Genomic DNA, 23,559 nt, shown 5'->3' with positions numbered 1-23,559 from the left:
CCGCAGTGCAGGAATACTTTTGGGAGTTCTGCTTGAGCACACCACCTGCCGTGGACCGGGCATGCCCGGTCGTCCACGGCTCCCCCGTCTCCTCCGCCGGCCCGCGGGTGTCCCTGCACTCGCCGGAATTCGCCGCCGACCCGCACGCCCACTACCGCATGATGCGCGAGCGCTTCGGCTCGTTGGCGCCGGTCGAACTCGCGCCGGAGGTGCCCGCCACCCTGGTCGTCGCCTACCGCACGGCCGTGCGCATCCTCAATGATCCCGAGCATTTCCCGGCCGACCCGCGCACCTGGCAGCGCGACGTGCCCGCCGACTGTCCCATCCTGCCGCTGCTGGAGTGGCGGCCCATGGCCAGCCGCAGCACCGGACTGGATTTCGCTCGCTACCGCCAGGCCATCACGGCGGGCATCCGCCAGGTCGACCTGTTCGGCACGCGGCACGCGGTCGAGGAGATCGCCCTCGGACTGGTCAACTCCTTCTGCGGCGACGGTCACGCCGAGCTGATCAGCCAGTACGTGTTCCCGCTGTCCTTCGCCGCCGTCAACCACATTCTGGGCTGCCCGCCGGAGATCGGCCAGCAGGTCGCCGCGGGCACCGCCGCGCTGCTCGAGGGCGTCGACGCGGAGGCTGGCAACCGGATGCTCGGCGAGGCCCTGATGCGGTTGGTGTCGCTGAAGAAGCTGGAACCGGGCGCGGACCTGACCTCGGTGCTGCTCGAGCACCCCCTCGACGACGTCGAGGTGTCCCATCACGTCTCGCAGGTCTACGGCACCGGGATCGAGTTCCAACTCAACCTGATCGTCAACACGCTGCAACTCATCCTCACCGACGACCGCTTCGGCGGCAGCGTCGTGGCGGGCAATCTGTCCTCGCGCGACGCGTTGGACGAGGTGCTGTTCAACGACCCGCCGCTGGCGAATCTGCTGATCACCTACCCGAAACAGCCGATCCTCATCGACGACGTGTGGTTGCCCGCCCACCAACCGGTGGTCATCAGCATGGCGGCCTGCAACAACGATCCGGCGATCCGGACGGGTGATCTGACCGGCAACCGCTCCCATCTGGCCTGGGGCGTCGGCCCGCACGCCTGCCCGGCGCAGTCGCTGTCCTATCTGATCGCGCAGTCGGCGATCGACCAACTGCTCGACGTGCTGCCCGAGATGCGGATCGACCGCGGCGACGGTCCGCCGCAGTGGCGGCCGGGCCCGTTCCACCGGGCGCTCACGGCGCTGCCGGTGGTGTTCACCCCCACCACCCCGCTGGGGCGGTGACGGTCAGGGCCTCGAATCTCCTTCGGCCGTGAACAGTTTCGTCATTTCGGCCGTGTCGAGTTTGCCGCGCGGAGTGCGCGGCAGACTCGACAGGACGAGCAGTCGCACGGGCATGCTCGGGCTCGGCACGCTCGCCCGCAGGTGCGCCCAGATCTCGCTCGTGGCAGGCGGATTCGCGCCGAGGACGACGGCGGCCACCGGCACGTGCCCCATGCGCGGGTCAGGCAGGCCGACGCAGGCGGCTTCGGCGATGCCGGGCAGGGCGGTCAGCGCGGTCTCGACCGCGGCCGGTTCGACGTTGAGCCCGCCGCGGATGAGCATCTCGCTCGCGCGACCGAACAGGGTGAGTCGGTCGCCGTCGAGGCGGCCGCGGTCGCCCACGGTCATCCAGCCGTCCACCGGGCCGCCGGTGAGACCGCCCTCGGTGAGGTAACCGGCGAAGAGCATATCGCTGCGCACGTGGACGACACCGTCGCTGATCCGCGCCTCGACGCCGTCGAACAGCGTTCCCGCCGCGTGCTCGTCGGCGGTGTCGACACCGCGGTCGAAGGAGACGAAGCTGAGTTCGGACGCGCCGTAGAAGTGGACGAGGTCGGCCGCGGGCAGCACCTCGCGCAGCGCGCGTCGTCCCGCCACGGGCCAGCGCGCCGCCGAGGACAGCACGCCGCGCACCCCGGGGAACGGCCCGACGCCCGCCCGCACGAGGTCCCAGGCGAGGGTCGGGACGGTGTAGAGATGGGTGGTGTGCTCGTCCATGGCCTGCGGCAGCGGGCGCAGGTCGGCGGTCGCGCCGCGGGTCAGCGCGTGCAGCGCGCCGTAGAGGAAATGGGTGTGGTCCAGGACGCCCGGCACGCCGACTCGGTCGCCCGCCGCGATGTCGAAGGTCCGGTCCGAGCGGTCCAGGGTGGTGGCCCAGGAGCGTTGGTCACGGACGAACAGCTTGGGCTCGCCGGTGGTGCCCGAGGTCACCCCGACCAGCAGCTCATCCTCGGGACAGGCCGTCGCGTGGGGGCCGTCGGCGGCGAGATCCGCGATGGTGCAGGGGGTTTCGCAGCCGAGTCGGCGCAGTCGGCGATGCTGACGTTCGGCGGCGACCACCGCGCCCGGCCGCGCGAGTTCCAGCACCCGCGCCAATTGGGCGGGCAGCAGATGTCGGTGCAGCAGCACCACGCTGACGCCCGTCCGCATGGCGGCGGTGACCGCCACCAGGGATTCGACGTCGGAACTCGGCAGCACCGCGACCCGCCGCATCCCGCGCAGTCCCGCGGCGGTGCGGCTGACCCTGGTCCAGAACTCGCCGTAGTCCACTCGCTCGTCGGCGGCGAGCACCGCCGTGGCGGCGGGATCGCTGTCGACGCGGGCGGCGATCCGGTCGGTGAGCAGGTCAGTCATCGTCGACTCCGCGGGCGGCCAGGGCTTCGCCCATGGCGTCGGCGGTGCGCAGCGAACGCACCAGGACGGGGGTGACCAGCGCCGTCATCGACCATTCCAGGCCGCGCGCCCGCCGGGCCTCGGCGACTTCGTGGACGATGGTCGCCAGCAGGGGGACGCAGCGGATCGCCAGCGCCAGCAGCAACCCGATCCGTTCGGGGTCCACACCGAAGCGGCGGGTGGGGCCGAGCGCGCGGGTCACGGCGTCGAGCATGTCGGTGACCCGGGTGGTGAGGGTGACCAGGGCCGCGCACGCCACCGAGATCAGCAGCACCCCGCACACCACCGCGGCGCGTGCGGGCGAGGTCAGCAGCACCTGGAAGACCGCGATCACCGCCAACATCCACACCACCGGTCGCAATTGCGCCAGCGCGACCCGCCACGGGATGCCCGCGACGGCGAACAGCGCGACCACGACCAGACCGACCGCACCGACCGTCCACGGCGTGCGCGCGAAGACCGTCGCGGCGATGATCGTCAGGAACAGCAGCAGCAGTTTCACCCCGGCGGGCAGACGGTGCAGCACCGAATTCCCGGGCCGGTAGAGGCCGATCATTCGACCGACTCGCGGTAGGCGGGGACGGCGTCGGCCGGCGTGCCGTCGAAGGCGATCGCGCCGTCGTCCACGACCACGACGCGGTCGAAGGATTCCAGCAGCGCCAATTGGTGGGTCACCACGATGACCTGCTGGTCGACCGCGTCCAGCGCCCGCGCGACCACCCGCGCGTTGCGCAGATCCAGCAGCGTGGTCGGCTCGTCGGCGACGATCACCGACGGACGCCGGATCAGGACCGCGCCGAGCGCGAGCAACTGCTTCTGCCCGCCCGAGAGCAGGTGCGCGGGATGGTCGGCGTGCTCGGTCAGACCGAATCGCTCCAGGATCTCGGTGACGCGCGCGGCGATCTCGTCGCGCCGGAGTCCGCTGCGGCGCAACGAGAACGCCAGATCCTCACCGACGGTGGGCATCACGATCTGGGTGTCGGGGTCGGTGAAGACGAAGCCGACGTGCCGCCGCACCTGCGCGCCTTTGCGCGCGGCGTCGACCCCGTCGACGGTGACCGTGCCCGCGGTGGGTTCGAGCAGGCCGTTGATCATGCGGGCCAGCGTGGATTTGCCGGAACCGTTCGCGCCGATGATCCCGATCCGCCGCTCGGTCAGCGTGAGATCGATGCCGCGCAGCACTTCCCGTTCGCCGTAGCGGTGGGCGACCCCGGTGAAGACGATCTCGCTCACGACACCCGCTCCACGATCATCGCGATCCCCTGTCCGCCGCCGATCGCGCAGGCGGCCAAGCCGAGTTCCGGCCCGTCCGCGCGGGCCATCCGATGCGCCAGACGCACCAGCAGGATCGCCCCGGACGCGCCCCAGGGATGGCCCATCGCGATCGCGCCGCCCTGCGGGCAGATCCGCGACGGGTCGATCGCGAGGTCGTCGGCGACCGCGAGCACCACGGAGGCGAACGCCTCGGTGATCTCCACGACGCCGAGATCGGCGACCCCGACGCCCGTGCGGTGCAGCACTTTTCGGATCGCCTCGACCGGACCGAGGCCGGGCAGGGCCGGGTCCGACCCCGCGACGGCCCCGCCGAGCACCCGCAGCGCGGGCATCCCCGCCGCGCGCTCGGCGGTGGTCACCGCGAGCACGGCCGCGCCGTCGGAGATCCCGCAGGAGTTGCCCGCCGTCGCGGTGCCGTCCGCGCCGAAACTCGGGCGCAGGCGGGCCAGACGTTCGACCGTCATTCCCGCCCGGATCCGCTGGTCGCGCGCGATCGAACCGATCGGCACGATCTCAGCGGAGAAATCGGCGGCAGCCGCCAAGGCGTGCGAACGGGCCGCGTACTCGTCCTGACGCCCGCGGTCGATGCCGCGCAGGCGGGCGAGGTCGTCGGCGGCCACACCCATGTCGGGATCGGGGAACTCGGGCGGGGCGAACGGGGCCCTGGTGTAGCGGACCGGGTCGGCGTCGCCGGTCGGGGGCCAGAATCGCCACGGCGCGGTGCTGGCCGATTCCACGCCGCCCGCGAGCAGCAGTGTGTCCTGTCCGGCGCGCACGCGCAGGGCCGCCTGCAACACGGCGTCGAGGCCGGACCCGCACTGCCGGTCGACGGTCACGCCCGGGATGTGCGTGCCGAGTCCGGCGCGCAGCGCCGCCACCCGCGCCGGATCACCGCCGGGGCCGAGGCAGTTGCCCAACACTACGTCGTCGACCTCGTCCTCGATCCCGCCCGCGCGCACCTCGGCGAGCACGGCGCTCAGCACCGGCGCGGCCAGATCGGTGACGGTCAGGTCGGCGAATCCGTGGCCCGCGTTGCCGATCGGGGTGCGCCGCCCCGCCACCAGCACCGGCGCGCCGGTCACGCGAGCATCGTCCGGAGTCGGCCGCGGGCGACCTTGCCCGAGGCGGTGCGCGGCAGTGCGGGCAGGGTGACCCAGCGGCGCGGGACGGCCTCCTTGGTCAGCAAGGACCTGGCTCGCGCGCGCACCTCGGCCAGTGGCGCGGAATCGTCGAGTTCCACGGCGGCGGTGACGATCTCGCCGAAGACCGCGTGCGGCGCGCCGAGCACCGCGACGGCCACGACGCCGCGCACCCCGCCCAGGACCCGTTCGACGTCCTCCGCGACGACCGTGGTCCCGCCGACGTTGATGACGCCGTCGCCGCGCCCGCGCACGACCAGTTCGCCGTCGGCGCGCACTTCGGCCAGATCGCCGACCGGATACCAGCGCGGGCCGCCCAGGACGGTGTACGGGGAGTCGACGTGCAGCAGTCCGTCGCGGACGTCCACGCGCACCCCGTCGAGCACGCGCAACGCCTCGGGCACGCGGCGCGCGGCCACCAGCGACACCTCCGCCGAACCGTAGTACTCGATGATCTCGACCCCGCCCGCCGCGGCGACCGCGCCGTCGTCCAGGGCGATCCCGGCCACGATCGCGGTTCGCAAGCGGGGTGCGGCGGCGACCACGTCGCGCAGGACCGCCGGCACCGCGTGGGCGACAGTCGCCCCGGCGGGATCGTCCGTGACGCACGCGCCGCTCCACAGCGCGTGCAGCGCGCCGAACAGGTGCATGGTGGCGTGCAGCGGTCCGGTCAGCAGGACGCGGTCGCGCGGGGTGACGCCGGTGAGCGCGCCGAAGGCCGGGAAGCTGTCGTACCACGAGGCCGCGGTGCGGGCCAGCGCCCGCGGCGTCCCGGTCGATCCTGAGGTCGCCACCAGCAGGAACGCGCCGTCCGGGACCTCGGTGCGCACCGGGCGGCAGTCGGGGTTCTCGACGTGCACGGGCACACCCCGGCGCGCGGCGGCGCAGACACGGATCAGGGCCCGCGCGGGCGGCAGCGCCGAGGCGTCGTAGCGGGTGTGCCCGGCGAGATCGCGGTTGCACGCGTCCACGGCGCGATCGAGTTCGGCGTAGCTGTAGCGCTCACCGCCGAGGTCGAGAGCGGGCCGGTCGCCGGGATCGGCGCGGAGCGGATCAACCACCGATGACACCGGGGTAGGCGCGGTGTACCCCCTTGGCCACCACGGTCGCCACGACGACCTTCGCCAGGTCGCCGGGGATGAAGGCGCCGTTGGTGGTGATGGCCTCGCGCAGACCGAGGTCGGTGCGCAGCAGCAGGCCGAGGGTGCCGAACAGGTAGATGACCGGGATGCCGCCGAACGCGTTGATCAGCAGACCGAGCGCCACCGGGTACTTGGGCAGGATGCGGACGGTGAGCAGGCCGATGACGCACGCGGCCGGGATCCAGCCGATCAGATAGCCCGCGCTCGGTCCGGCCAGGGCGGTCAGTCCGGTGCGTCCGCCCGAGAGCAGCGGCAGGCCGATCAGGGTCAACGCCAGGAAGACCACGACCGCCGCGGTGCCTTTGCGCGGCCCGAGGACGGCGCCCGCGAGGATGACGCCGAGGGTCTGGACCGTGATGGGCACACCGCTGAATCCGACCGTGATGGCACCGGGCAGGCCGAGCGCGGCGATGAGCGCCGCGAAGACGGCGACCTGCGCCATATCCCGCCCGGTGAACGCGACCCGCCGTACACGCGGGTTCTCGACGCCGTCCATGATCACCTTCCACCGTCACACTTGAACGGCGTTCAAGGTAGCAAACTCCGGTACCGATGTGCCGATCGACCGGGACGCGCGCTGTTAACCCGACGGGGTCGCGCGCCGATATCCCCTGCGGCGGCCCCGGATCCTCCCCTTCGAATCGGGGCCGCCGCCACACCCACTCAGCCCAGCGCGCGCAGGATGTCGGCGGCCAGCGGGCCCGAGGACGCCGGATTCTGGCCGGTGAAGAGATTACGGTCGACCACCACGTTGGGCGCCCACGGCTCCCCTTCGCCGAATTCGACGCCCAGGTCGGCGAGCCGATCCTGCAACAGCCACTTCGCCTTGTCCGCCAACCCCGCCTGCCGCTCCTCGGCATTGGTGAACGCGGTGATCCGGTAGCCGGCGAACGGACTGGCGCCCGCGCCGTCGACGGTGGCCAGCAGCGCCGCCGGACCGTGGCAGACCACGCCGAGCGGCTTGCCCGAGGCCAGCGCCGCGGTGAGCAGCGCGCCGGAGGTCGCGTCGACCGCCAGATCCTCCATCGGGCCGTGGCCGCCCGGGTAGTAGACCGCCGCGTAGTCGTCCAGGTCGACGTCCTCGAGGCGGATCGGCCGGTTCAACTCACCCGCCGACTTCAACGCGGCGGCGATCCGCTTCGCGTTCTCCGCGCCGCCGTTGGCGTCGGCGGCCAAACTCGCCTGGTCCACCGTCGGGGTCACCCCGCCCGGCGTGGCCACCACCACCTCGTGGCCCGCCTCGGTGAAGGCCAGATAAGGGGCGACCACTTCCTCTGCCCAGTACCCCGTCGGGTGTTTCGTCCCGTCCGCGAGCGTCCAATGGTCGGCCCCGGTCAGGACGAACAGAATTTTCGACATCGCATACCTCCGGATTCCGGATCGTCGTTCGGTTCGGACGCCGCGCGCCCGCCTTACTCGCCCACCAGGCGTCGCGGCGTCGGAATCGTGCTTACCCACCCGGGCGCGACCGAATTCGTGTGAGCCCTCACAACGCCGACCGTACTCCCCGTCGTCGCTTCGACAGCCCGGCGCGAATCGTCGCCGAGGTCGGGCATCCCGGGGATAGCGTGGCCCGGCAGGGTCTGGATCCCGCACGAAGGAGAATCATGACCGTCGACGATGTCGGTCGAACGGGCCTGCCCCTCCCGGGCCAGGTCTCGTCCGCCTCGCTGCGTGACGTCCGAATGCTGACCAGGCAAGTGGTCGGCCGCGTGACCGAGATGGTTCCCCACGGGGCGCTGCCGGGTGACGCGGACAGCGACGTCGGCAACGTCACCCGGGTCTGTCTGCAACTGGCCGTGAGCATGCTCGACGGCCACGACATCGCGGACAAGACCCGACAACTCGAACTCGCCGCCGCGGGCTGGGCGCGCGAGGGCATCCCGATCGACACGGTGCAGAACGCCGTGCACGAAGGGTTCACCCTCGGCCTGGACCTCATGGTCGGGCACGCGAAGGCCACCGACCACCTGGTCGACGGCACCCGCCTCGCCGTGGAGATCCTCGACACGATGATCTCGGCCATCTCGGTCGGCTACGTCCGGGAACTGCGCGCGGTGGGCGCCGAACAGCACACCGCGCTGCACACCCTGACCGCGGCGTTGCTCAGCGGCCACAATTCGGCCACGATGGCCCGCGAATGCGGGGTGGAGATCGCCGACGCCTACGCCGTGCTCGCGCTGTGGGTGCCCACGACGCCGGAGGAGCGCGATCCGCGCGCCGACGCCGCGACGCAGGCGCGACGCACCGCGCACCGGATCCAGGCCCGATTGGCGAGTACACACCGTCATCCGCTGGCGTTGTTCGATCGGCACGGCGGGACCATTCTGGTGCCGGGCGGGAAGTTCGGCCACGAGGCATTGGAAACTCTGGTCGCCGAGTTGTCGGAGGCGGCCCGCGCGCCGATCACCGCGACGGTGGTGGACGCGGCGGCGGACCGGATTCCCCAGGCCGCCGAGCAGGCGCACGAATTGCTGGATATGGTGCGGCGACTGCGCTGTGAGAGCGGCCTGTACCGTTTCGACGATATGGCCCTGGAATACCAGCTGACCCGTCCGGGGCCGGGCCGGGAATACCTCGGCGCACTGCTCGATCCGCTCGACGATCATCCCGATCTGCTCGAGACGCTGCGCCTGCACATCGGCAACAACCTGAACCGGCAGCGCACCGCGCGGCTCATGCACGTGCACACCAACACCATTGATTACCGGCTCAAAAGAATTGGGACGTTGATCGGATTCGACCCCACCCAACCCTCCGGTTTGTGGTACCTGCGGTCCGCGCTGGTGGCGCGCAGTTATCGCCGGTCCTGAAATCCGGCGTCATTCCATACCGCTGGTCGGCTTTCCGTAGGCGCGGTCGACGGTGGCGGTCAGCAATTCCAGCACCTCACGCACCTCGGGCGTCCGGACCCGCCGATCCGCGGGCCGGGCGCCTGCCCCGCCGCAGCGATCCGCGTAGGGTCGCACACTGTCGTGCACGACCCGCAGCACCGCCTCGATCGGAACACCCTCGCGGGCGCGCTGCGCCACGGCGAACTCCAATCTCGCCAGGACCAGCGCTGATTCGTCCAGATCGTCGAGCAGCGCGATGGCCTTGGACAGGGCCTCGCGCAACGCGAGGCGGAATTCCGACCCGGCGCGGCCCAACAGTCCGCGCGGCGGGAGCGCACGCCACTCGGGATTCCACCGGCCCTCGGTGTCCATGGCACTCCTCTTTCGTCACCGGACGTCGCCACCGACGCTAGTGTCCGAATGCCGGGGCGAACCGCGTGACGATCCGACTCGGGCAAACCCCCGAAGGGCGGCGAATCCCGATTGTGAGGTATCCCAGCGAACTCAGGCCGTGGCGCGTTCGTAGGCCTCCACCACACCGGAGGCGACCCGACCGCGCGCCGATACCGGATGACCGTTCTGCCGCGCCCAATCGCGAATGATCGCGCTGCGTTCCCGGTCCGCCGCCGACGCCGACTTCGTGATCAACGAACGTTTGGTCCTCCCCCCGGTGCGCCGCGCCTTTCCGACCCACGGCGCCAGCGAATGGCGGAGTTCGGTCGCGTTGGGGGCAGACAGGTCGATTTCGTAATCGACCCCATCCAGGGAGAATTGAACGGTTTCGTCGGCGATCGAAGTTCCGTCGAAGTCGTCGACCAGGGTGACAGTTACCTTCTCGGCCATTGGAAGCCCCCTCGTGTCATATTCAGCACTGTCTTCGATGATTTTCCGCGATGCTGTCAGCAGAATAGCGCGCGAGCGCCGAACGCTCGCGTTCAGCTCGGAATCAGAAGTATGTCATCGCCCACGCCGGGGTACTCCGCGGGGTCGAAATCCGTTGCCGCCGCGTGATCCGGCGGAGGCGTCCAGAACGCCCGGAAAGCGTGAGTTCGCAGGTAGCGGCCCCGCACGGAACCTCGTCGCGGCGCTCCGGTTTCGTTCCGGGACGCCGGTGACGGTCGCGATCGGACCGAATTCGGGCCGCGCTCAACCGATTCGAGACCCGCCGCACCCGCGTGCCCGCCGCGACCCCGGCCCGCCCGAAGACGACGATCCGGGGCGCGGATGTTCTAGACTCGGCCGGGTGCCCAGCCACCCGTCGCCGACCTCGCGGCCCCTCGAGGGCCGCAGCAGGCGCTGGCAGCCGCACAACGACGAGCGGCGTGAGCGGATCGTGCGGGCGATGATCGATCTGATCGAGGAGGGCGAGCACGGCACCGACGTGCCGATGGCCCGGCTCACCGAGCGGGCCGGACTCTCCAAATCCGTGGTGTACCGCCAGTTCTCCGGTCGCGACGACCTCGACCGGCACACCAGGACGGCGATCTGCGAACAGTTCACCGACACCCTCGACGCCGCACTCGACGTCACCGACGGCTCGATCCACGTCATCCTCGACCGTACGGTCGGCGCGGTGGTCGACTGGATCGACCGCCATCCCCGCCGGCACGAATTCCTGCGGCGCGGGCCCGCCCTGGGCGACCCCGACGAGGTCGACGCGCTGCGCAGCCTCCAGACCGGTATCGCCGCGCGGACCCGACTGCTGGTCACGGGGTTGGCCGGGGTGGTCGGCGTGGTCGATGAACCGGTCATCGACACGATGACCTTCTCCATCGTGGCCATGGTCGAGGCCACGGTCACCCGCTGGGCGCGCGACCCGAATCCGTGCATGGACCGCGACCGCCTGGTGGCCGAACTGGCCGGCTACGCCTGGAGCGTGCTCGACGGCGTGGCCCGCGGACACGGCATCGACCTCGACCCGGACCAACCGCTGCTGACCCTGATCGAACGCCTGGCCGCGCCGCGGCGGTGAGCGCTCAGGCCACCGAGCCGAGCCTGCGTTCGGGTTCGCTGCGGTAGCGCGAGTGGTCGCCGTCGACGCCCAGCGCCGACCACAGCCGCTTCGCGATCGGGTTCATCAGCCCCAGATCCGCTGCCAGCGTGCGCATATCGCCGAAATAGCCGGCGAGGATGCGGCGCTGGACCGGACCGTCCCAGAACGCCTCACGCATGACCCGCTCGGGGATGTCGAAGCGTTCGGCGAAGGATTTCGGCGGGGTCATGATCTCCCCCGCCAGCCACCGCATGACGATCGGGAAGGCCAACGCCGCCGCCATCCGCCCCGGACCGCCCATCAACCGCAGGTGCGCGGCCAGGAATTCGTGGGCGAAGGAGATGTGGCGCGCCTCCTCGGCGATGTGGATCTCCATCGTGCGCAGCACCGCGGGCGGAATGTTGCCGCCGTCGCGAATGACCGCTTTCTGGTAGTGGTCGATCGGTTCCTCACCGCCGAGGATGCCGATGAACAGGATGACCGGCGCGTAGCCGCCCGCGACCCCGATGAACGGCGAGAGCGCGCGGAACAGCGGCCGCATACCGGGCACGTCCACTCCCACCCGGTTCACCAGTTCCTGGAACATCTGGATGTGGTTGCACTCTTCGGTCATCTCGTGCAGGCAGTAGCGGAACTCGGGCGCGCCGTTGGGCAGGCGCATGATGTACTGCATCATCCCGCGGATCAGCACGCTCTCGAAGGCCGCGCCCACCTTGACGACATTGGTGACCCGCCACCGCCCGATCTGCACCCGGCGCTCCAGCGGCAGGGCCCGGTACCACGCGGTCGCGCCGAGCGGGTCGTACTCCGGGGACAGCACCCAGCGAGGGTCGTCCGGGTCGATCGCGAATTCCGGACCGTCCCAGTCGATGTCGAGGTATGGGTCGAACCTGCGGTGCACCGAGCCGTCGGACAGGGTCGCCAGCGTCTCGCGGTAGGCGTCGTCGTACAGGCTGGTGCGAGCCGATTCGGACAGCGTCATCGGTGCCTCCTCGTTCCGGCCGACAGATGTCGGCGGTGCGCTGCGACGCGCACCACATCAGAGTATATGGGACTCTCGGTCCCACACAATACCCCGGGCGGCGACAGCCACCACACCGCTTCAGGATTCGAGACCGAACCCGACCAGCCGCAGGATCTCGTCGAGTTGCAGCTCGAACACCTCGTCCCGATCGGCGAACGTCTCCGCCCCGTACTGATCGAACACGTCGAAACTGACCGCACCGAACAACGCGGGCCACGCCGTCACCCCGCGCACCACCAGCCAGTCCGGCATCGTCAACCCCAACTGCTCGGCGATCGCCGCGAAATTCGCCGACAGCGGGGAACTCACCCGCAGCGGCCGCGCGGGCGGCGTCAGCAGGCCGCGCTCGTAGCCGCGCGCGAAGATCTCCTGCATCGCGATCACCACCCGCGTGCCCGGCACGACCGTCTGCTCGGCGGGCGCGTCATAGCCGGGAACCGGTGTGCCGAACAACAATCCGTACCGCGACGGCTCGGCCCGCGCCCACCCCAGCACCGCCCGCCCGAGCACACGGAACCGCTCCGCCGGCTCCTCGGACGCCCCCGCCAGCGCCGCGTCCACCGCATCACCCAACGCCGTGTACCCGTCCACCACCAGCAGTGTCAGCAATTCGTCGCGACTGCTGACATACCGGTACACCGCCGAGGACACCACCCCCAGATCCCGCGCCACCGCGCGCAGCGACAACGCCGCCGCCCCCTCACTGGCCAGATGCTCCCGCCCGATCCGCACGATGTCCTGCATGGTCTGCGCGCGGGCGCGGGCGCGGGGAGTCGTCGGCATGACGTCACCCTGCTCGCGAACGAGAGCAATGTCAACTCCAGAGAGCGCCGATCTCGGACGGCAGGGTACCGGGCATCAGCGCGTAGCAGCGACCGGCAGCGACCGGCAGCGACCGGCAGCGACCGGCAGCGACCGGCAGCGACCGGCAGCGAAGGATAGCGGCGGGTCGAGCAAAGCCGGGATGTCCGGCGGGTCGTAGGTCCGACGCGCAAGGCGGCGTGGCCATCGCGCCGCCGAGGGTCACGGGACAGCCCGCAGGCGCGGGCGACTGCCGCGTGGTGCGCCTGCGCGGCGGTCCGCTCGCCCGGAATCACTGTCCCCTAGCACTTTTGCGGCTAATGTCACGCGCATGGACGCGGTGCAGGTGCAGAAGAAGCTCGAACTCTCCCCCGATGAGGATTTCGTCCTCACGGCTTGGCAGTACCGAATGATGCAGCGCGACATCGCCGCGTCGAAGGGCAAGCACCTCGCTGCCAAGCGCGAAATCCGCAACACCTTCCGCGACAACGTGATCGCCACCCTCGGCCACCGCGACCAGGACGACTGGTCACCCGCCGTCGCGGACGCGGTGCGCCGGATCGTCACCGACGGCGAGTCTCCGAATCTCGAGTCGCTCGAATCCGCGGGCCCGGAGATCTCCTCGGTCGTGGCGAGGCGGTCGCGGGCGCCTACGGCGCACTGGTGCTCGGATACTCCGGCGCGGTCGCGACTTCCGCGGGCCTGGCCGCGCTGGGCGGCGGCTCCATAGCGGCGGGCGGACTCGGCATGGCCGGCGGCGCCGCCCTCATCACCGGGTTCAGCGGCGCGGCGGGAGCCGGAGCCATCACCCTCGCCGGCAAAGCCACCGGATTCACGGCGGCACGAGTCGCTGCCGACGCCATCCGACTCCATGTCGTCACCCAACTGGTACTCCGCGACATCGACGGGAACGAAGAGGCCGCCAAGGCCGTCATCGTCAGCCTTCGCGAGCGCGTCACCAGCTTGGGCAAGACCGTCGTGACTCTCGCGGAGCGCATCGAGGATCTGCGCGCACAGGTCGAGACCAAGCAGGCGGAGGTGAACGCGGAACGGGAGCAACGCTCGGCGGCCGAAGATCGCGTCGTTCGCTTCCGCGGCGTCGCCGACCGGCTCAAGGAACGTGTCACCGGTCCCGAGAACGATGAGCTCCAGGCCCTGCTCGCCGAACTCGAGGAGCTCGAGGGCGAGAAGAAGACCGTCGAGACCCTGGCCGAGGGCGTCGCCGTGCTCGCCGACGACCTCGAGGACGCCGCGTGAGCGTCGGCGGCGACGACCGGACTTCCCCGATCGATGACGACTACGTCGACAATCTGGACTTCCTCGTCCGTGACCTCGACGCCATCGAGGCCATCGCCGCGTCGGCGCTGTCGGACGAGCCGGACCACCGTGTCGTCCCCCAGCTGGCGAGCAGCGCAACGTCTTCCTTGGGACGGCGGCGATCTGGTCGTGGTCGGACTCTCGGGGCTCATCGGCGCGCTCGGAAACCTCTACGACAACCAGGTGGACTCCGCTGTGCTCCACGGCTTGTCCCTGTTGAAGAAAACCGACTTGCTACGCCGATTGGAGCGCGAAACCGCCCGCCTGCCCATCGATCACACCGGACCGCGGTTCGGCGGTCCCGCACATCGCGTCCGCTCCGCCGGCCACGATATCGGCAGATTCTTCGCCGCCCTCGGCCAGATCCGCACCGGAACCTTCGAGGGCTCCTGGTGGGACGACGGACAGCGAGTGCTCGAACAGGTGACGCGGACCCGCTCCGGTCTGCCGTTCGCGGCAGCGCCCGACCCGCACCACGCGGTGGCGCTGCTGCTCAAACACTGGGCCGCCGATTTCGTCACGACGATGAGCCTGCCGTTGCCGGGCTGGACACTGCTGTGCGAGATGCCGAACCCCGAACTGCGCGAATTCGCCAACGACGCCTACGCCGGGACGAACTCCGGCGACGGCTTGAATCTTCGCTCCGGACTGTTGACCCCGGGACTGGGGATGCTCGCCACCGAGGTCGTGGTCCGCACCCACACCCATCTCGCGGCCTACCGCTCACGTGGCACCGCGCGCCTGACGACCGCGGCGGCGGCCAAGCACACCGAGATGCTGCTCGCCGCGCACGCCGCGGCCGGGGCCATCAGTCTGTCGAAGACCGCGGCGGCGGCCGCCGCCGGTGAGGCCGTGGTCGCCGCCCGCCATCTCGACGTCCCGGTCCTCCTGCGGATCGGCATGCTCGCGGTGAAGGTCCGCGCCGACGCCTCGGCCCGCGCCGAGGCCGGAGCGCCGTCGTGGGAACGGCTACTCGCCGACGAAGCCGCGACGTGGACGCTGCCCGAGGCGGTCGCCCTGGTGGATCTGTTGGCGACCGCGTGACACCGAGTAAGGATCACCGCTTTCGTGAGGGCGCACGGAAGCGAGCGATGCCACCTCGGGCGAGCAGCGCTCTCGACTAGTGTTGGTGACGGCCGGTGACAGTTATCCGATCGGGTCCGGCTAAGCTACCGGGGAGTAGTGTTACCCAGGTCACGCGCAGAACAGAACGTGAGGAGCGCCCATGGACCAGCGGACGACGGATTTCGACGTGCTGATCGTCGGATCCGGGTTCGGCGGCAGCGTCACCGCGCTGCGCTTGGTGGAGAAGGGGTACCGGGTCGGGATCCTGGAGGCCGGGCAGCGCTTCGCCGACGACGAATTGCCGCGCACCAGTTGGGATCTGCGCAAGTTCCTATGGGCGCCCGCGCTGGGGTGTTACGGAATCCAGCGCATCCACCTGTTGCGCGATGTGCTGATCCTGGGCGGCGCGGGCGTCGGCGGCGGATCGTTGAACTACGCGAACACGCTGTATGTGCCGCCGGAGCCGTTCTTCCGCGACCCGCAGTGGCGTGAGATCACCGATTGGCGCGAGGAGCTCACCCCGTACTACGACCAGGCCACCAAGATGCTGGGTGTGGTGCGCAACCCGCACATGACCCCGGCCGACGAGGTCTTCAAGAAGGTGGCCGACGACATGGGCGTCGGCGACACCTTCGTCCAGACGCCGGTCGGGGTGTTCTTCGGTGAACCGGGCGAGACGGTGCCCGATCCGTACTTCGGCGGCGTCGGGCCCGAGCGCACCGGATGCGTGGAATGCGGCGACTGCATGGTGGGCTGCAAGTACGGCGCGAAGAACACGTTGGTCAAGAATTATCTCTACCTCGCCGAAAAGGCCGGGGCGCAGGTGATTCCGATGACCACCGCGACGGGTCTGCGGCCGCTGCCGGACGGCGCCTGGGATGTTTCGACCGTGCGCACGGGGTCGGTCGTGCGCAAGAAGCCGCGCACCTACACCGCGGGCCACGTGGTGCTGGCGGCGGGCACGCTCGGCACCCAGAAACTGTTGTTCCGGATGCGCGATCAGGGCGCGCTGCCGAAACTGTCGGATCGACTGGGCGTGCTGACCCGCACCAATTCGGAGTCGATCGTCGGCGCGGCCACCAAGAAGGTCACCCCCGGCGTCGATTTCACCAAGGGCGTCGCGATCACCTCCTCGATTCACCCGACCCCGGACACCCACATCGAACCCGTGCGCTACGGCAAGGGCTCCAACGCGATGGGCCTGTTGCAGACGCTCATGGTCGACGGCGGCGGCCGGATTCCGCGCTGGCTGCGCTTCCTGCTGCTGGTGCTGCGTCACCCGCTGAACCTGGTCAGCTTCCTGAGCACCAGGAATTGGAGCGAGCGCACCATCATCTCGCTGGTGATGCAGAACTTGGACAACTCCATCACCACCTACACCAAGCGGCGGGTGTTCGGGCGTCGCCTGACCAGCCGACAAGGTCACGGCGAACCGAATCCGACCTGGATCCCGGTGGGCAACGAGGTCACCCGCAAGGTGGCCGACCGGATCGGCGGCATCGCGGGCGGCAGTTGGGGCGAGATCTTCAACATCCCGTTGACCGCGCACTTCCTGGGCGGGGCGGCGATCGGCGCGGACGCCGAGCACGGTGTGATCGACCCCTACCACCGGGTGTTCGGCTATCCGACGCTCAGCGTGGTCGACGGGGCGGCGGTTTCGGCGAACCTGGGCGTCAATCCCTCGCTGACCATCACCGCGCAGGCCGAGCGGGCGGCCGCGTACTGGCCGAACAAGGGCGAGCGCGACACCCGGCCGCCGCAGGAGGCCGGATACCAGCGCATCTCGCCGGTGGCGCCCGCCGCGCCGGTCGTGCCCGCGCACTCCCCCGCCGCGCTGTCGCTGCCGATCGTGGAGATCCGCGCGAGCGACGCCAGCACGGCCTGATCCTCCGGTTCGCCGCGCCCGCATCGGGTTTGGCGACCGCCGTACGCCACCGCGGCGCACTCCGCACGACCGGGAGTGCGCCGCGGTGTTTTCGGAAGGCCGGAAACGATGCGATAACGAAGCGCGGAGATTGTTCGGGACTTTTTGACCCAATGAAACAGTCTCTGTATGTTCGATTCATGGCGCGAGCGCATGACGAACTCGACGAGAAGATCCTCGACGCTGCGCTGCAACGCATTCTGCAAGTGGGAATCCGACGCAGCAGTCTCGATGATATCGCCCGCCGATCCGGCATCAACCGGGTCACGATCTACCGCCGATTCTCCGGTAAGGACAATCTGATCGAGACGGTCCTGAATCGGGAGATCCAGCGAATACTGGCCGAGGCCACCACGATCGTGGCGACCACCACCGGAATCGAAGCGCAGATCGAGGCGACCGTCCTCTACGTGCTGCGCCTGACCCGCACCCACCCGCTGGTCACCCAGATGCTCGCCGTCGCACCCGACGAGGCGCTCGAGTTCTACACCGTGCGCGGCGAAGAACTGGTCTCCCAGGGCATCTCCTACATCGTCAGCGTGTTGGAGGCCGCCCAGGACAGCGGCGCGATCGACCGCTACGACCCGCGACCGGTGGCCGAGATCGTCGCACGGTTCGCCCATTCGCTCATGCTCACGCCCTCGGCCGGTGTCGATTTCGGCGACGACGAGGCCGCGCGCGCGTTCGTCCGCACGGCCATCGTGCCGCTGATGACGCGCGGCATCGTCGCCTCGCCCCCGGCCCCGCGCGCGGCGACCCACCGCGGGAAGTCATCGCGCGGCGGACGCACCGACACCCGCTGACCGCGCGTCTCACCTGTTCGAGCGCGGACTCAGCCCGCACCCCGGGGCCGAATCGGCGCTTCCGGTTGGACCTCGACGAGGACCAGGTGGACACCGCGCGGCGCGCCGACCACGGCGACCGCCGCCGCGGCCAGATCGTCCGGGCGCAGCATGTACGGGTGGCGGGCGAAGCCCCAGTTCTTCCAGTCCTCGAGCACCGGGCCGACGATCTCGGGCGTGGAGTTCATGCCCATGCCGGTCAGCGTCGGACCGGGGCGCACCAGTGACGCCCGAACCCCGGTGCCCTCCAACTCCATTCGCAACTGCTCGGCCATCGCCTCGAGACCCGCCTTGGCCGCGCTGTAGGCGCCCGAGCGCGGGCGCGGATGGTCGGCGCAGTCGGAACTGATCAGCACGAAATCTCCGCGCTGTCGCTCGATCATGCCGGGCAGCACGCGATGGGCCAACCGGTGCGCGCCCGCCAGGTGCACGCCGACCTGGGCCAGGAATCGGTCCGGCGTCATCTCGTGCACCAGACCGAATTCGATATCGCCCGCGCCGGAGACCAGGATCTCCACGGGCCCGAGTTCTTTCTCGGTCGCGGTGACGAAGTCGTCGACCGAGTCGGTCTCGGCGACGTCGAGGAAATGCACGAAGGCGGTCCCGCCCGCCGCGCGAATGCGGTCGGCGACTTCCTCGCATTTCTCGGTGCGGCGCGCGCCGAGGGCGACGGGGTGGCCGAGTGCGGCCAGTGCCGACGCGGTGGCCGCGCCGATGCCGGAGGACGCGCCCGCGACGACGGTGACGCGGCGGTCGGGATTGGGGGCGAAGCGGGGCACTACCGCACCCCTCCCCGCAAAGACAGCATGCTGGACATGTGTCTGGACAGTACCAGCAGCGCCGGGTCGCGACAATGATTCCCGCCGGTGACCGGCGGTTCCGAAACGCGTTCTTGCGCCTCGGCACGGTCCGGGCCTATATTTCCGTACACGTGTCCAGACAGGTTGCCATTCACGTGGGCAGCTCGCCGACCACGTCGCATCCCGACCACGCACCCACCGCAGAGGAGCACGACCCATGACCCGTTTCGCGGGAAGATCCGCCATCGTCACCGGCGCCGCCCAGGGCATCGGCGCGGCGTACGCGCGAGCGCTGGCCGCCGAGGGCGCGAACGTCGTGGTCGCCGACCTCAACGCCGAACGCGGCAAGACGGTCGCCGACGAGATCGTCGCGGCGGGCGGCAACGCCGTATTCGGCTCGGTCGACGTCGCCGACCCGGACTCCGCGACCGCGCTGGCCGAATTCACCGTCGCCGAATTCGGCGGCATCGACCACGTGGTCAACAACGCCGCCATCTACGGCGACATGAAACTCAACCTGCTGCTCACCGTACCGTGGGACTACTACAAGAAATTCATGAGCGTCAACATGGACGGCGCGCTGAACGTCACCCGCGCGGTGTGGCCGCACATGCGCAAGAAGGGCGGTTCGATCGTCAACCAGTCCTCCACCGCGGCCTGGACCTACTCCAGCTTCTACGGACTGGCCAAGGTCGGCGTCAACGGTCTCACCCAGCAGTTGGCATTCGAGTTGGGCGGCAACAACATCCGGATCAACGCCATCGCGCCCGGCCCCATCGACACCGACGCCACCAAGGCGGTCACACCCGACGAGATCGTCTCCGACATGGTCCAGCGCCTGCCGCTCAAGCGCATGGGCACACCGCAGGATCTGGTCGGCGCGTGCCTGTATCTGCTCTCCGACGACGCGAGCTGGGTCACCGGCCAGATCTTCAACATCGACGGCGGGCAGGTGTTCCGGTCATGACCGACCGCGTGGGCTTCATCGGCCTGGGCAACATGGGCGCGCCGATGGCCGACCGACTCGTCGGCCGCGCGGGCGGGCTCACCGTCTGCGATATGCGGCCCGAGATCGTCGCGAAATACACCGAGGCGGGCGCGGATTCGGCCGACACGGCCGCCGCGGTGGCCGAGCGCTCCGATGTCATCAGCATCGCGGTGGTCGACGACGCGCAGGTGCGCGCGGTGGTCGACGGCCCCGACGGCATCCTGCGCGCGGCGAAACCCGGCACGGTCGTCGCGGTGCACTCCACCATCGCCGACACCACCGCCCAAGAACTGGCGAAGCTGTGCGCCGGACACGAGGTGGAATTCGTCGACGCGCCCGTCAGCGGCGGGGCGCAGGGCGCCAAACGCGGCGGGCTCGCGGTCATGGTCGGCGGCACCGAAGCGGCGTTCCGGCGCATCGAAGCGCCGTTCGCGGCCTTCGCCGACCTGATCGTGCACGCCGGGCCGGTGGGTGCGGGGACGCGGATGAAGTTGGCGCGCAACCTGCTGCACTTCGTCGCCTTCACCGCGGCCACCGAGGCGTCGCGACTCGCCGAGGCGTCGGGTCTGGACATCACCGCGCTCGGCAAGGTGGTGCGCCACTCCGACGCGATCACCGGCGGCGCGGGCGCGATCATGCTGCGCGAGAGCACCGCGCCCATCGCGGACGGCGACTTCTGGCAGTCGATCTTCGGTCACGTCCGCGATCTGGGCGAGAAGGATCTGTCGCTGGCCTTGGGTCTCGGCGAACGCCTCGACGTCGCCCTGCCGCTGGCCGCCCTCGCGCTGACCGGTCTGGGTGACGGTCTCGGCGTCGGACCGGGAACGATCGCGCGCGCCCAGGACTGACATCCCGGTCGGTACCTGTCCGACGGGCGTGTCCGCGCCCGGTAGGATGCGGACACATGTCCGACGCCGACTCCGTCAACCTCGAGGCCACGCGCCGCCGCCTGAGCGGTAAGCAGGCCGACACCGTCGACAAACTCACGCGCGCGGCGGTGGAGGTCCTGGCCCGCGAGGGCTTCGCGGGCATGACGATTCGTCTGGTGGCGGCCGCCGCCGGAGTGGGTACGGCGACGGCCTACACCTACTTCTCCTCCAAGGAACATCTCGTCGCCGAGATCTTCTGGCGGCGGCTCAGCGCCTCCCCCTCCCCCGTCGTCGACGACCCGGACCCGGTCGTGCGGGTGGTCGCCGAACTGCGCGCCATCGCCCTGCTCGTCGCCGACGAACAGGAACTGTCCGGCGCGGTCACCAGCGCGCTGCTCGGCCGCGACGCCGACGTCGAACACCTGCGCCTGCGGATCGGCGCGGAGATCCGCCAACGCATCATCACCGCGCTGAGCCCGGACCCCGATCCCGACATCGTCGAATCGCTGGAACTGCTCTACGCGGGCGCGCTGGTGCGCGCGGGCATGGGCTACGGCTCCTACTCCGAGATCGCCGACCGCATCGAGAAGTCGGCCCTGCTGCTCCTGCGCTGAGACGCACACCGTCCGCCCCTGCGGGCGTTGCGGACTCGGTGCTGCCAGGGCAGCCCGTCAGAACGCGGGGACGCGCGCGAAGCCGAGCGGCGGGGTGGGGTCGGGGCCGGTGCGCGGCACCGTCGCGAAATCCGGCAGGACCGGCAGGACGTCGACATTGCGCGCGGCGAAGCAGCGCACCCGGGGCAGCACCCGCGCCACCTCGGCGCGCTCGACCGGTTCGGCGTCGACGAAGGCGATGGCGTCCAGGCTCAACCCGAGCGTGCGCGCGATGCGCAGGATGGACGCGGATTTCGGGCCCCAGCCGATCTCAAGAGCCGAGAACATCTCGTAGACGCCGTGCCGGTAGAGCTTGTCGAGGGTCTTGTCGCGGTCGCTGCGACTGGCCACCGCGTGCCAGATCCCGCGACCGCTCAGCGCGCGCAAGGTGCGCAGGGCCTCCGGTTTGGGCGCGGTACTGGTGGCGTCCAAGACGACGCCGTCCCACAGGGTGTTGTCCAGTTCCCAGACAAGACATCTCAGAGCCGGTCGCATCCGCCTGCCCCTATCGTTCGCCGTCACCGCCTGCCGCCGCGCCGCGCATCTCGGCGGACCCTTGGCCCACCATTCAGGACGCGGCGCGGGCCGGGCAAGCCCCGGCTTCCCGGGGCCATTTCCGGCCGAGGCGATACTACCGGTACCGCACCGTTACTATCGCGTCACAAAAGAAAGCCGTCGCCGAATCGGCCGGCAATACGCCAACGACCCACCGCCCGACGATCGATTTCGTTGTCGCGCAATACTCTCGACTATCCGGTACCGCCGGAACTGGATACCGGGCGTCTTATCGGCACACACCGCGAATGGCGAATTCCCGACCTGTGAACGATCACAAGTGCCCGTCGGAAGCCGGCACGGAATTTCACAGAACGCGCCGATTCGGTCCGTTCCGCCGACTCGACAGTTAGTGTGAATGCGTTACACACTAAAAGTCGGGGGCTGGAAAGGAGTGGCCGATGACCGTCGACAGTTCGGCTAGACCGAGCCTCACCCTGTCGGGGAAGCCGATGTCGTCGCAACTACAGGACGTGCGGACGCTCTCGCGTCAGATGGTGGGCCACTTCGTGGCGAACGTGGCGCCCTGCGGCACTCTACCCGGCGACGCGATCAGCGGCGACGTCACCGCGATCACCCGGGTCTGCCTGGAATTCGCCGTGACCATGCTCGACGGCCGCGACATCCCGACCAAGTTGCAGCGCCTCCAGGACGCCGCGGCGGGCTGGGCTCGCGAAGGGGTGCCGATCGACACCATCCACCACTCGATCCACGAAGGCTTCAAGATCGGCCTGGACCTGGTCGTCTCCGGCGCCTCGATCAAGGACTACGACAACCTCGTCGACGGCGCGAAGGCCGTCCTCGAGATGCTCGACCAGATCACCTCCGCCGTCTCGCTGGCCTACGTGCGCGAACTGCGCGCCGTCATCGGCGAACACCACACCGCCGTGCACACCCTCACCTCGGCCCTGCTCGGCGGACACAGCACCTCCACCATGGCGCGCGAATGCGGTATCGCCATCGCCGAGGTGTACTCGGTGGTGGCGTTGGCGATCCCGGCCCACCGCGACGAACACAACCCGGCGGTCGACGGCCAAGTCGTCGCGCGCCGCAAACTGCGCCGCGTCCAGGCCGAACTCGCCACCCAGTGCGGCAGCAAGGCGCTCTCGCTGCTCAGCGTCGACGGGGGCACCCTGCTGCTGCCCGCCGACGCGCCCGAGGCCGCCGACCTCGACGGCCTGGTCACCCACCTGTCCCAGGCCGCACAGGTCGGCATCACCGCGACCATGATGGACGCGACGCCGAGCCAGATCCCCGACGCCGCCGACCAAGCGCACGACCTGCTCGACATGGTCCAGCGCCTCGAAGCCGTGCCGGGCCTGTACCGGTTCGACGAACTGGCCCTGGAATACCAGCTCACCCGCCCCGGACCCGGCCGCGAATATCTGGGTTCGCTGCTCGACGCCCTGGAGGCGCACCCCGAACTGCTCGAGACACTGCAACGCCACATCGCCAACAATCTCAACCGGCAGCGCACCGCCCGAGTCCTGCACGTGCACACCAACACCGTGGACTACCGCCTCAAGCGCATCGGCCAGCTCACCGGCTTCGACCCGACCCAGCCGTCGGGGCTGTGGTACCTACGCTCGGCGCTGGTCGCCCGCACCTATCGGAGCTGAGGCGGGCGACCGGC

Annotated in this window: 25 protein-coding genes; 12 read left to right on the top strand and 13 right to left on the bottom strand. The window is 70.1% G+C overall.

The annotated features are described in order from the left end of the window. The first annotated feature begins 32 nt into the window (after positions 1-32). Positions 33-1,274, top strand: a complete 1,242-nt coding sequence (locus tag ON30_RS12845) for a cytochrome P450 family protein (RefSeq protein ID WP_040706913.1) — start codon at positions 33-35, stop codon at positions 1,272-1,274. 3 nt (positions 1,275-1,277) lie between these two features. On the opposite strand, the gene ON30_RS12840 is transcribed toward ON30_RS12845, so the two are convergent. From ON30_RS12840 to ON30_RS12810, 7 genes are all read right to left on the bottom strand, one after another. Then, complete coding sequence (locus tag ON30_RS12840; RefSeq protein WP_040706911.1) at positions 1,278-2,666, bottom strand: AMP-binding protein; 1,389 nt, start codon at positions 2,664-2,666, stop codon at positions 1,278-1,280. Beyond that, positions 2,659-3,261, bottom strand: coding sequence for an energy-coupling factor transporter transmembrane component T family protein (locus ON30_RS12835; protein WP_040706909.1), 603 nt, complete (start codon positions 3,259-3,261; stop codon positions 2,659-2,661). Before ON30_RS12835 ends, ON30_RS12840 begins: the two co-directional genes overlap by 8 nt. Beyond that, complete coding sequence (locus tag ON30_RS12830) at positions 3,258-3,938, bottom strand: energy-coupling factor ABC transporter ATP-binding protein (protein WP_040706907.1); 681 nt, start codon at positions 3,936-3,938, stop codon at positions 3,258-3,260. The genes ON30_RS12835 and ON30_RS12830 overlap by 4 nt, the downstream gene beginning before the upstream one ends. Further along, positions 3,935-5,062 (bottom strand): thiolase family protein, encoded by a 1,128-nt coding sequence (locus ON30_RS12825; RefSeq protein WP_040706905.1) that lies wholly within the window; start codon positions 5,060-5,062, stop codon positions 3,935-3,937. The genes ON30_RS12830 and ON30_RS12825 overlap by 4 nt, the downstream gene beginning before the upstream one ends. Beyond that, positions 5,059-6,180, bottom strand: coding sequence for a class I adenylate-forming enzyme family protein (locus ON30_RS12820; protein ID WP_040706903.1), 1,122 nt, complete (start codon positions 6,178-6,180; stop codon positions 5,059-5,061). Before ON30_RS12820 ends, ON30_RS12825 begins: the two co-directional genes overlap by 4 nt. After that, entirely contained in the window at positions 6,173-6,757 is a 585-nt protein-coding gene (locus ON30_RS12815; RefSeq protein WP_040707082.1) for a biotin transporter BioY, read from the bottom strand. Before ON30_RS12815 ends, ON30_RS12820 begins: the two co-directional genes overlap by 8 nt. Before the next feature lie 167 nt (positions 6,758-6,924). Further along, on the bottom strand, positions 6,925-7,620 hold the full coding sequence (locus ON30_RS12810) for a type 1 glutamine amidotransferase domain-containing protein (RefSeq protein ID WP_040706901.1): 696 nt from the start codon (positions 7,618-7,620) through the stop codon (positions 6,925-6,927). Positions 7,621-7,868: 248 nt separating this feature from the next. Between ON30_RS12810 and ON30_RS12805 the strand changes: the two genes are divergently transcribed. Next, a complete protein-coding gene (locus ON30_RS12805) occupies positions 7,869-9,074 on the top strand; it encodes a PucR family transcriptional regulator (protein WP_040706900.1) in 1,206 nt (401 codons plus the stop codon). A 9-nt stretch (positions 9,075-9,083) separates the two neighbouring features. On the opposite strand, the gene ON30_RS12800 is transcribed toward ON30_RS12805, so the two are convergent. Together ON30_RS12800 and ON30_RS12795 are read right to left on the bottom strand one after the other, a co-directional pair. Further along, positions 9,084-9,467, bottom strand: a complete 384-nt coding sequence (locus tag ON30_RS12800) for a hypothetical protein (protein ID WP_040706898.1) — start codon at positions 9,465-9,467, stop codon at positions 9,084-9,086. A gap of 132 nt (positions 9,468-9,599) precedes the next feature. Then, positions 9,600-9,938, bottom strand: a complete 339-nt coding sequence (locus ON30_RS12795) for a histone-like nucleoid-structuring protein Lsr2 (RefSeq protein WP_040706896.1) — start codon at positions 9,936-9,938, stop codon at positions 9,600-9,602. 400 nt (positions 9,939-10,338) lie between these two features. Here ON30_RS12795 and ON30_RS12790 point away from each other — a divergent pair, with 400 nt between their 5' ends. Beyond that, the gene (locus tag ON30_RS12790) at positions 10,339-11,067 is read left to right on the top strand and encodes a TetR/AcrR family transcriptional regulator (protein WP_040706894.1); all 729 of its coding nucleotides are present in this window, start codon (positions 10,339-10,341) and stop codon (positions 11,065-11,067) included. Positions 11,068-11,071: 4 nt separating this feature from the next. Here ON30_RS12790 and ON30_RS12785 read toward each other — a convergent pair whose 3' ends face one another. Further along, positions 11,072-12,070 (bottom strand): AurF N-oxygenase family protein, encoded by a 999-nt coding sequence (locus ON30_RS12785; protein ID WP_085999322.1) that lies wholly within the window; start codon positions 12,068-12,070, stop codon positions 11,072-11,074. Between the two features lie 120 nt (positions 12,071-12,190). Continuing rightward, positions 12,191-12,895 carry a TetR/AcrR family transcriptional regulator gene (locus ON30_RS12780; RefSeq protein WP_040706892.1) on the bottom strand — a complete coding sequence of 235 codons (705 nt, stop codon included), beginning with the start codon at positions 12,893-12,895 and terminating at the stop codon, positions 12,191-12,193. Between the two features lie 349 nt (positions 12,896-13,244). Here ON30_RS12780 and ON30_RS38420 point away from each other — a divergent pair, with 349 nt between their 5' ends. The 5 genes from ON30_RS38420 to ON30_RS12755 all read left to right on the top strand — a co-directional run bounded on the left by ON30_RS38420 (position 13,245) and on the right by ON30_RS12755 (position 18,022). Then, positions 13,245-13,643 (top strand): hypothetical protein, encoded by a 399-nt coding sequence (locus tag ON30_RS38420; protein WP_040706890.1) that lies wholly within the window; start codon positions 13,245-13,247, stop codon positions 13,641-13,643. After that, entirely contained in the window at positions 13,577-14,170 is a 594-nt protein-coding gene (locus tag ON30_RS12770; RefSeq protein WP_040706888.1) for a hypothetical protein, read from the top strand. Before ON30_RS38420 ends, ON30_RS12770 begins: the two co-directional genes overlap by 67 nt. 129 nt (positions 14,171-14,299) lie before the next feature. Then, positions 14,300-15,274 carry a hypothetical protein gene (locus tag ON30_RS12765; RefSeq protein ID WP_157183711.1) on the top strand — a complete coding sequence of 325 codons (975 nt, stop codon included), beginning with the start codon at positions 14,300-14,302 and terminating at the stop codon, positions 15,272-15,274. A 181-nt stretch (positions 15,275-15,455) separates the two neighbouring features. Next, positions 15,456-17,180: a GMC oxidoreductase gene (locus ON30_RS12760; protein ID WP_040706884.1), complete on the top strand. Its 1,725-nt coding sequence runs from the start codon at positions 15,456-15,458 to the stop codon at positions 17,178-17,180. Positions 17,181-17,359: 179 nt separating this feature from the next. Then, on the top strand, positions 17,360-18,022 hold the full coding sequence (locus ON30_RS12755; protein WP_051029257.1) for a TetR/AcrR family transcriptional regulator: 663 nt from the start codon (positions 17,360-17,362) through the stop codon (positions 18,020-18,022). 29 nt (positions 18,023-18,051) lie between these two features. Here the strand turns inward: ON30_RS12755 and ON30_RS12750 are convergent, their stop codons facing one another. Then, positions 18,052-18,840, bottom strand: a complete 789-nt coding sequence (locus tag ON30_RS12750) for an SDR family oxidoreductase (protein WP_040706882.1) — start codon at positions 18,838-18,840, stop codon at positions 18,052-18,054. Positions 18,841-19,078: 238 nt separating this feature from the next. On the opposite strand from ON30_RS12750, the gene ON30_RS12745 reads away from it, so the two are divergent. The 3 genes from ON30_RS12745 to ON30_RS12735 are packed head-to-tail and all read left to right on the top strand — an operon-like array spanning position 19,079 to position 21,332. After that, positions 19,079-19,828 (top strand): SDR family oxidoreductase, encoded by a 750-nt coding sequence (locus tag ON30_RS12745; protein ID WP_040706880.1) that lies wholly within the window; start codon positions 19,079-19,081, stop codon positions 19,826-19,828. Next, positions 19,825-20,697, top strand: a complete 873-nt coding sequence (locus ON30_RS12740) for an NAD(P)-dependent oxidoreductase (RefSeq protein WP_040706878.1) — start codon at positions 19,825-19,827, stop codon at positions 20,695-20,697. The genes ON30_RS12745 and ON30_RS12740 overlap by 4 nt, the downstream gene beginning before the upstream one ends. 56 nt (positions 20,698-20,753) lie before the next feature. Then, a complete protein-coding gene (locus tag ON30_RS12735; protein WP_040706876.1) occupies positions 20,754-21,332 on the top strand; it encodes a TetR family transcriptional regulator in 579 nt (192 codons plus the stop codon). A 57-nt stretch (positions 21,333-21,389) separates the two neighbouring features. Here ON30_RS12735 and ON30_RS12730 read toward each other — a convergent pair whose 3' ends face one another. Beyond that, positions 21,390-21,866, bottom strand: a complete 477-nt coding sequence (locus tag ON30_RS12730) for an HAD-IIIC family phosphatase (RefSeq protein WP_040706874.1) — start codon at positions 21,864-21,866, stop codon at positions 21,390-21,392. 461 nt (positions 21,867-22,327) lie between these two features. Between ON30_RS12730 and ON30_RS12725 the strand changes: the two genes are divergently transcribed. After that, positions 22,328-23,545, top strand: a complete 1,218-nt coding sequence (locus ON30_RS12725; protein ID WP_040706872.1) for a PucR family transcriptional regulator — start codon at positions 22,328-22,330, stop codon at positions 23,543-23,545. Positions 23,546-23,559: the final 14 nt, after the last annotated feature.

Origin of the sequence: Nocardia takedensis NBRC 100417, assembly GCF_000308695.1 — a bacterium.
Taxonomy (GTDB): domain Bacteria; phylum Actinomycetota; class Actinomycetes; order Mycobacteriales; family Mycobacteriaceae; genus Nocardia; species Nocardia takedensis.
This window is presented reverse-complemented; position numbering and strand designations above follow the sequence as displayed.

Bases quoted from the DNA above. Each gene is read 5' to 3' on its own strand.
- ON30_RS12840 (WP_040706911.1), bottom strand. From the start codon at position 2,666: ATGACTGACCTGCTCACCGACCGGATCGCCGCCCGCGTCGACAGCGAT.
- ON30_RS12835 (WP_040706909.1), bottom strand. From the start codon at position 3,261: ATGATCGGCCTCTACCGGCCCGGGAATTCGGTGCTGCACCGTCTGCCC.
- ON30_RS12815 (WP_040707082.1), bottom strand. From the start codon at position 6,757: ATGGACGGCGTCGAGAACCCGCGTGTACGGCGGGTCGCGTTCACCGGG.
- ON30_RS12810 (WP_040706901.1), bottom strand. From the start codon at position 7,620: ATGTCGAAAATTCTGTTCGTCCTGACCGGGGCCGACCATTGGACGCTC.
- ON30_RS12805 (WP_040706900.1), top strand. From the start codon at position 7,869: ATGACCGTCGACGATGTCGGTCGAACGGGCCTGCCCCTCCCGGGCCAG.
- ON30_RS12800 (WP_040706898.1), bottom strand. From the start codon at position 9,467: ATGGACACCGAGGGCCGGTGGAATCCCGAGTGGCGTGCGCTCCCGCCG.
- ON30_RS12795 (WP_040706896.1), bottom strand. From the start codon at position 9,938: ATGGCCGAGAAGGTAACTGTCACCCTGGTCGACGACTTCGACGGAACT.
- ON30_RS12785 (WP_085999322.1), bottom strand. From the start codon at position 12,070: ATGACGCTGTCCGAATCGGCTCGCACCAGCCTGTACGACGACGCCTAC.
- ON30_RS12780 (WP_040706892.1), bottom strand. From the start codon at position 12,895: ATGCCGACGACTCCCCGCGCCCGCGCCCGCGCGCAGACCATGCAGGAC.
- ON30_RS38420 (WP_040706890.1), top strand. From the start codon at position 13,245: ATGGACGCGGTGCAGGTGCAGAAGAAGCTCGAACTCTCCCCCGATGAG.
- ON30_RS12760 (WP_040706884.1), top strand. From the start codon at position 15,456: ATGGACCAGCGGACGACGGATTTCGACGTGCTGATCGTCGGATCCGGG.
- ON30_RS12755 (WP_051029257.1), top strand. From the start codon at position 17,360: ATGGCGCGAGCGCATGACGAACTCGACGAGAAGATCCTCGACGCTGCG.
- ON30_RS12745 (WP_040706880.1), top strand. From the start codon at position 19,079: ATGACCCGTTTCGCGGGAAGATCCGCCATCGTCACCGGCGCCGCCCAG.
- ON30_RS12740 (WP_040706878.1), top strand. From the start codon at position 19,825: ATGACCGACCGCGTGGGCTTCATCGGCCTGGGCAACATGGGCGCGCCG.
- ON30_RS12735 (WP_040706876.1), top strand. From the start codon at position 20,754: ATGTCCGACGCCGACTCCGTCAACCTCGAGGCCACGCGCCGCCGCCTG.
- ON30_RS12730 (WP_040706874.1), bottom strand. From the start codon at position 21,866: ATGCGACCGGCTCTGAGATGTCTTGTCTGGGAACTGGACAACACCCTG.
- ON30_RS12725 (WP_040706872.1), top strand. From the start codon at position 22,328: ATGACCGTCGACAGTTCGGCTAGACCGAGCCTCACCCTGTCGGGGAAG.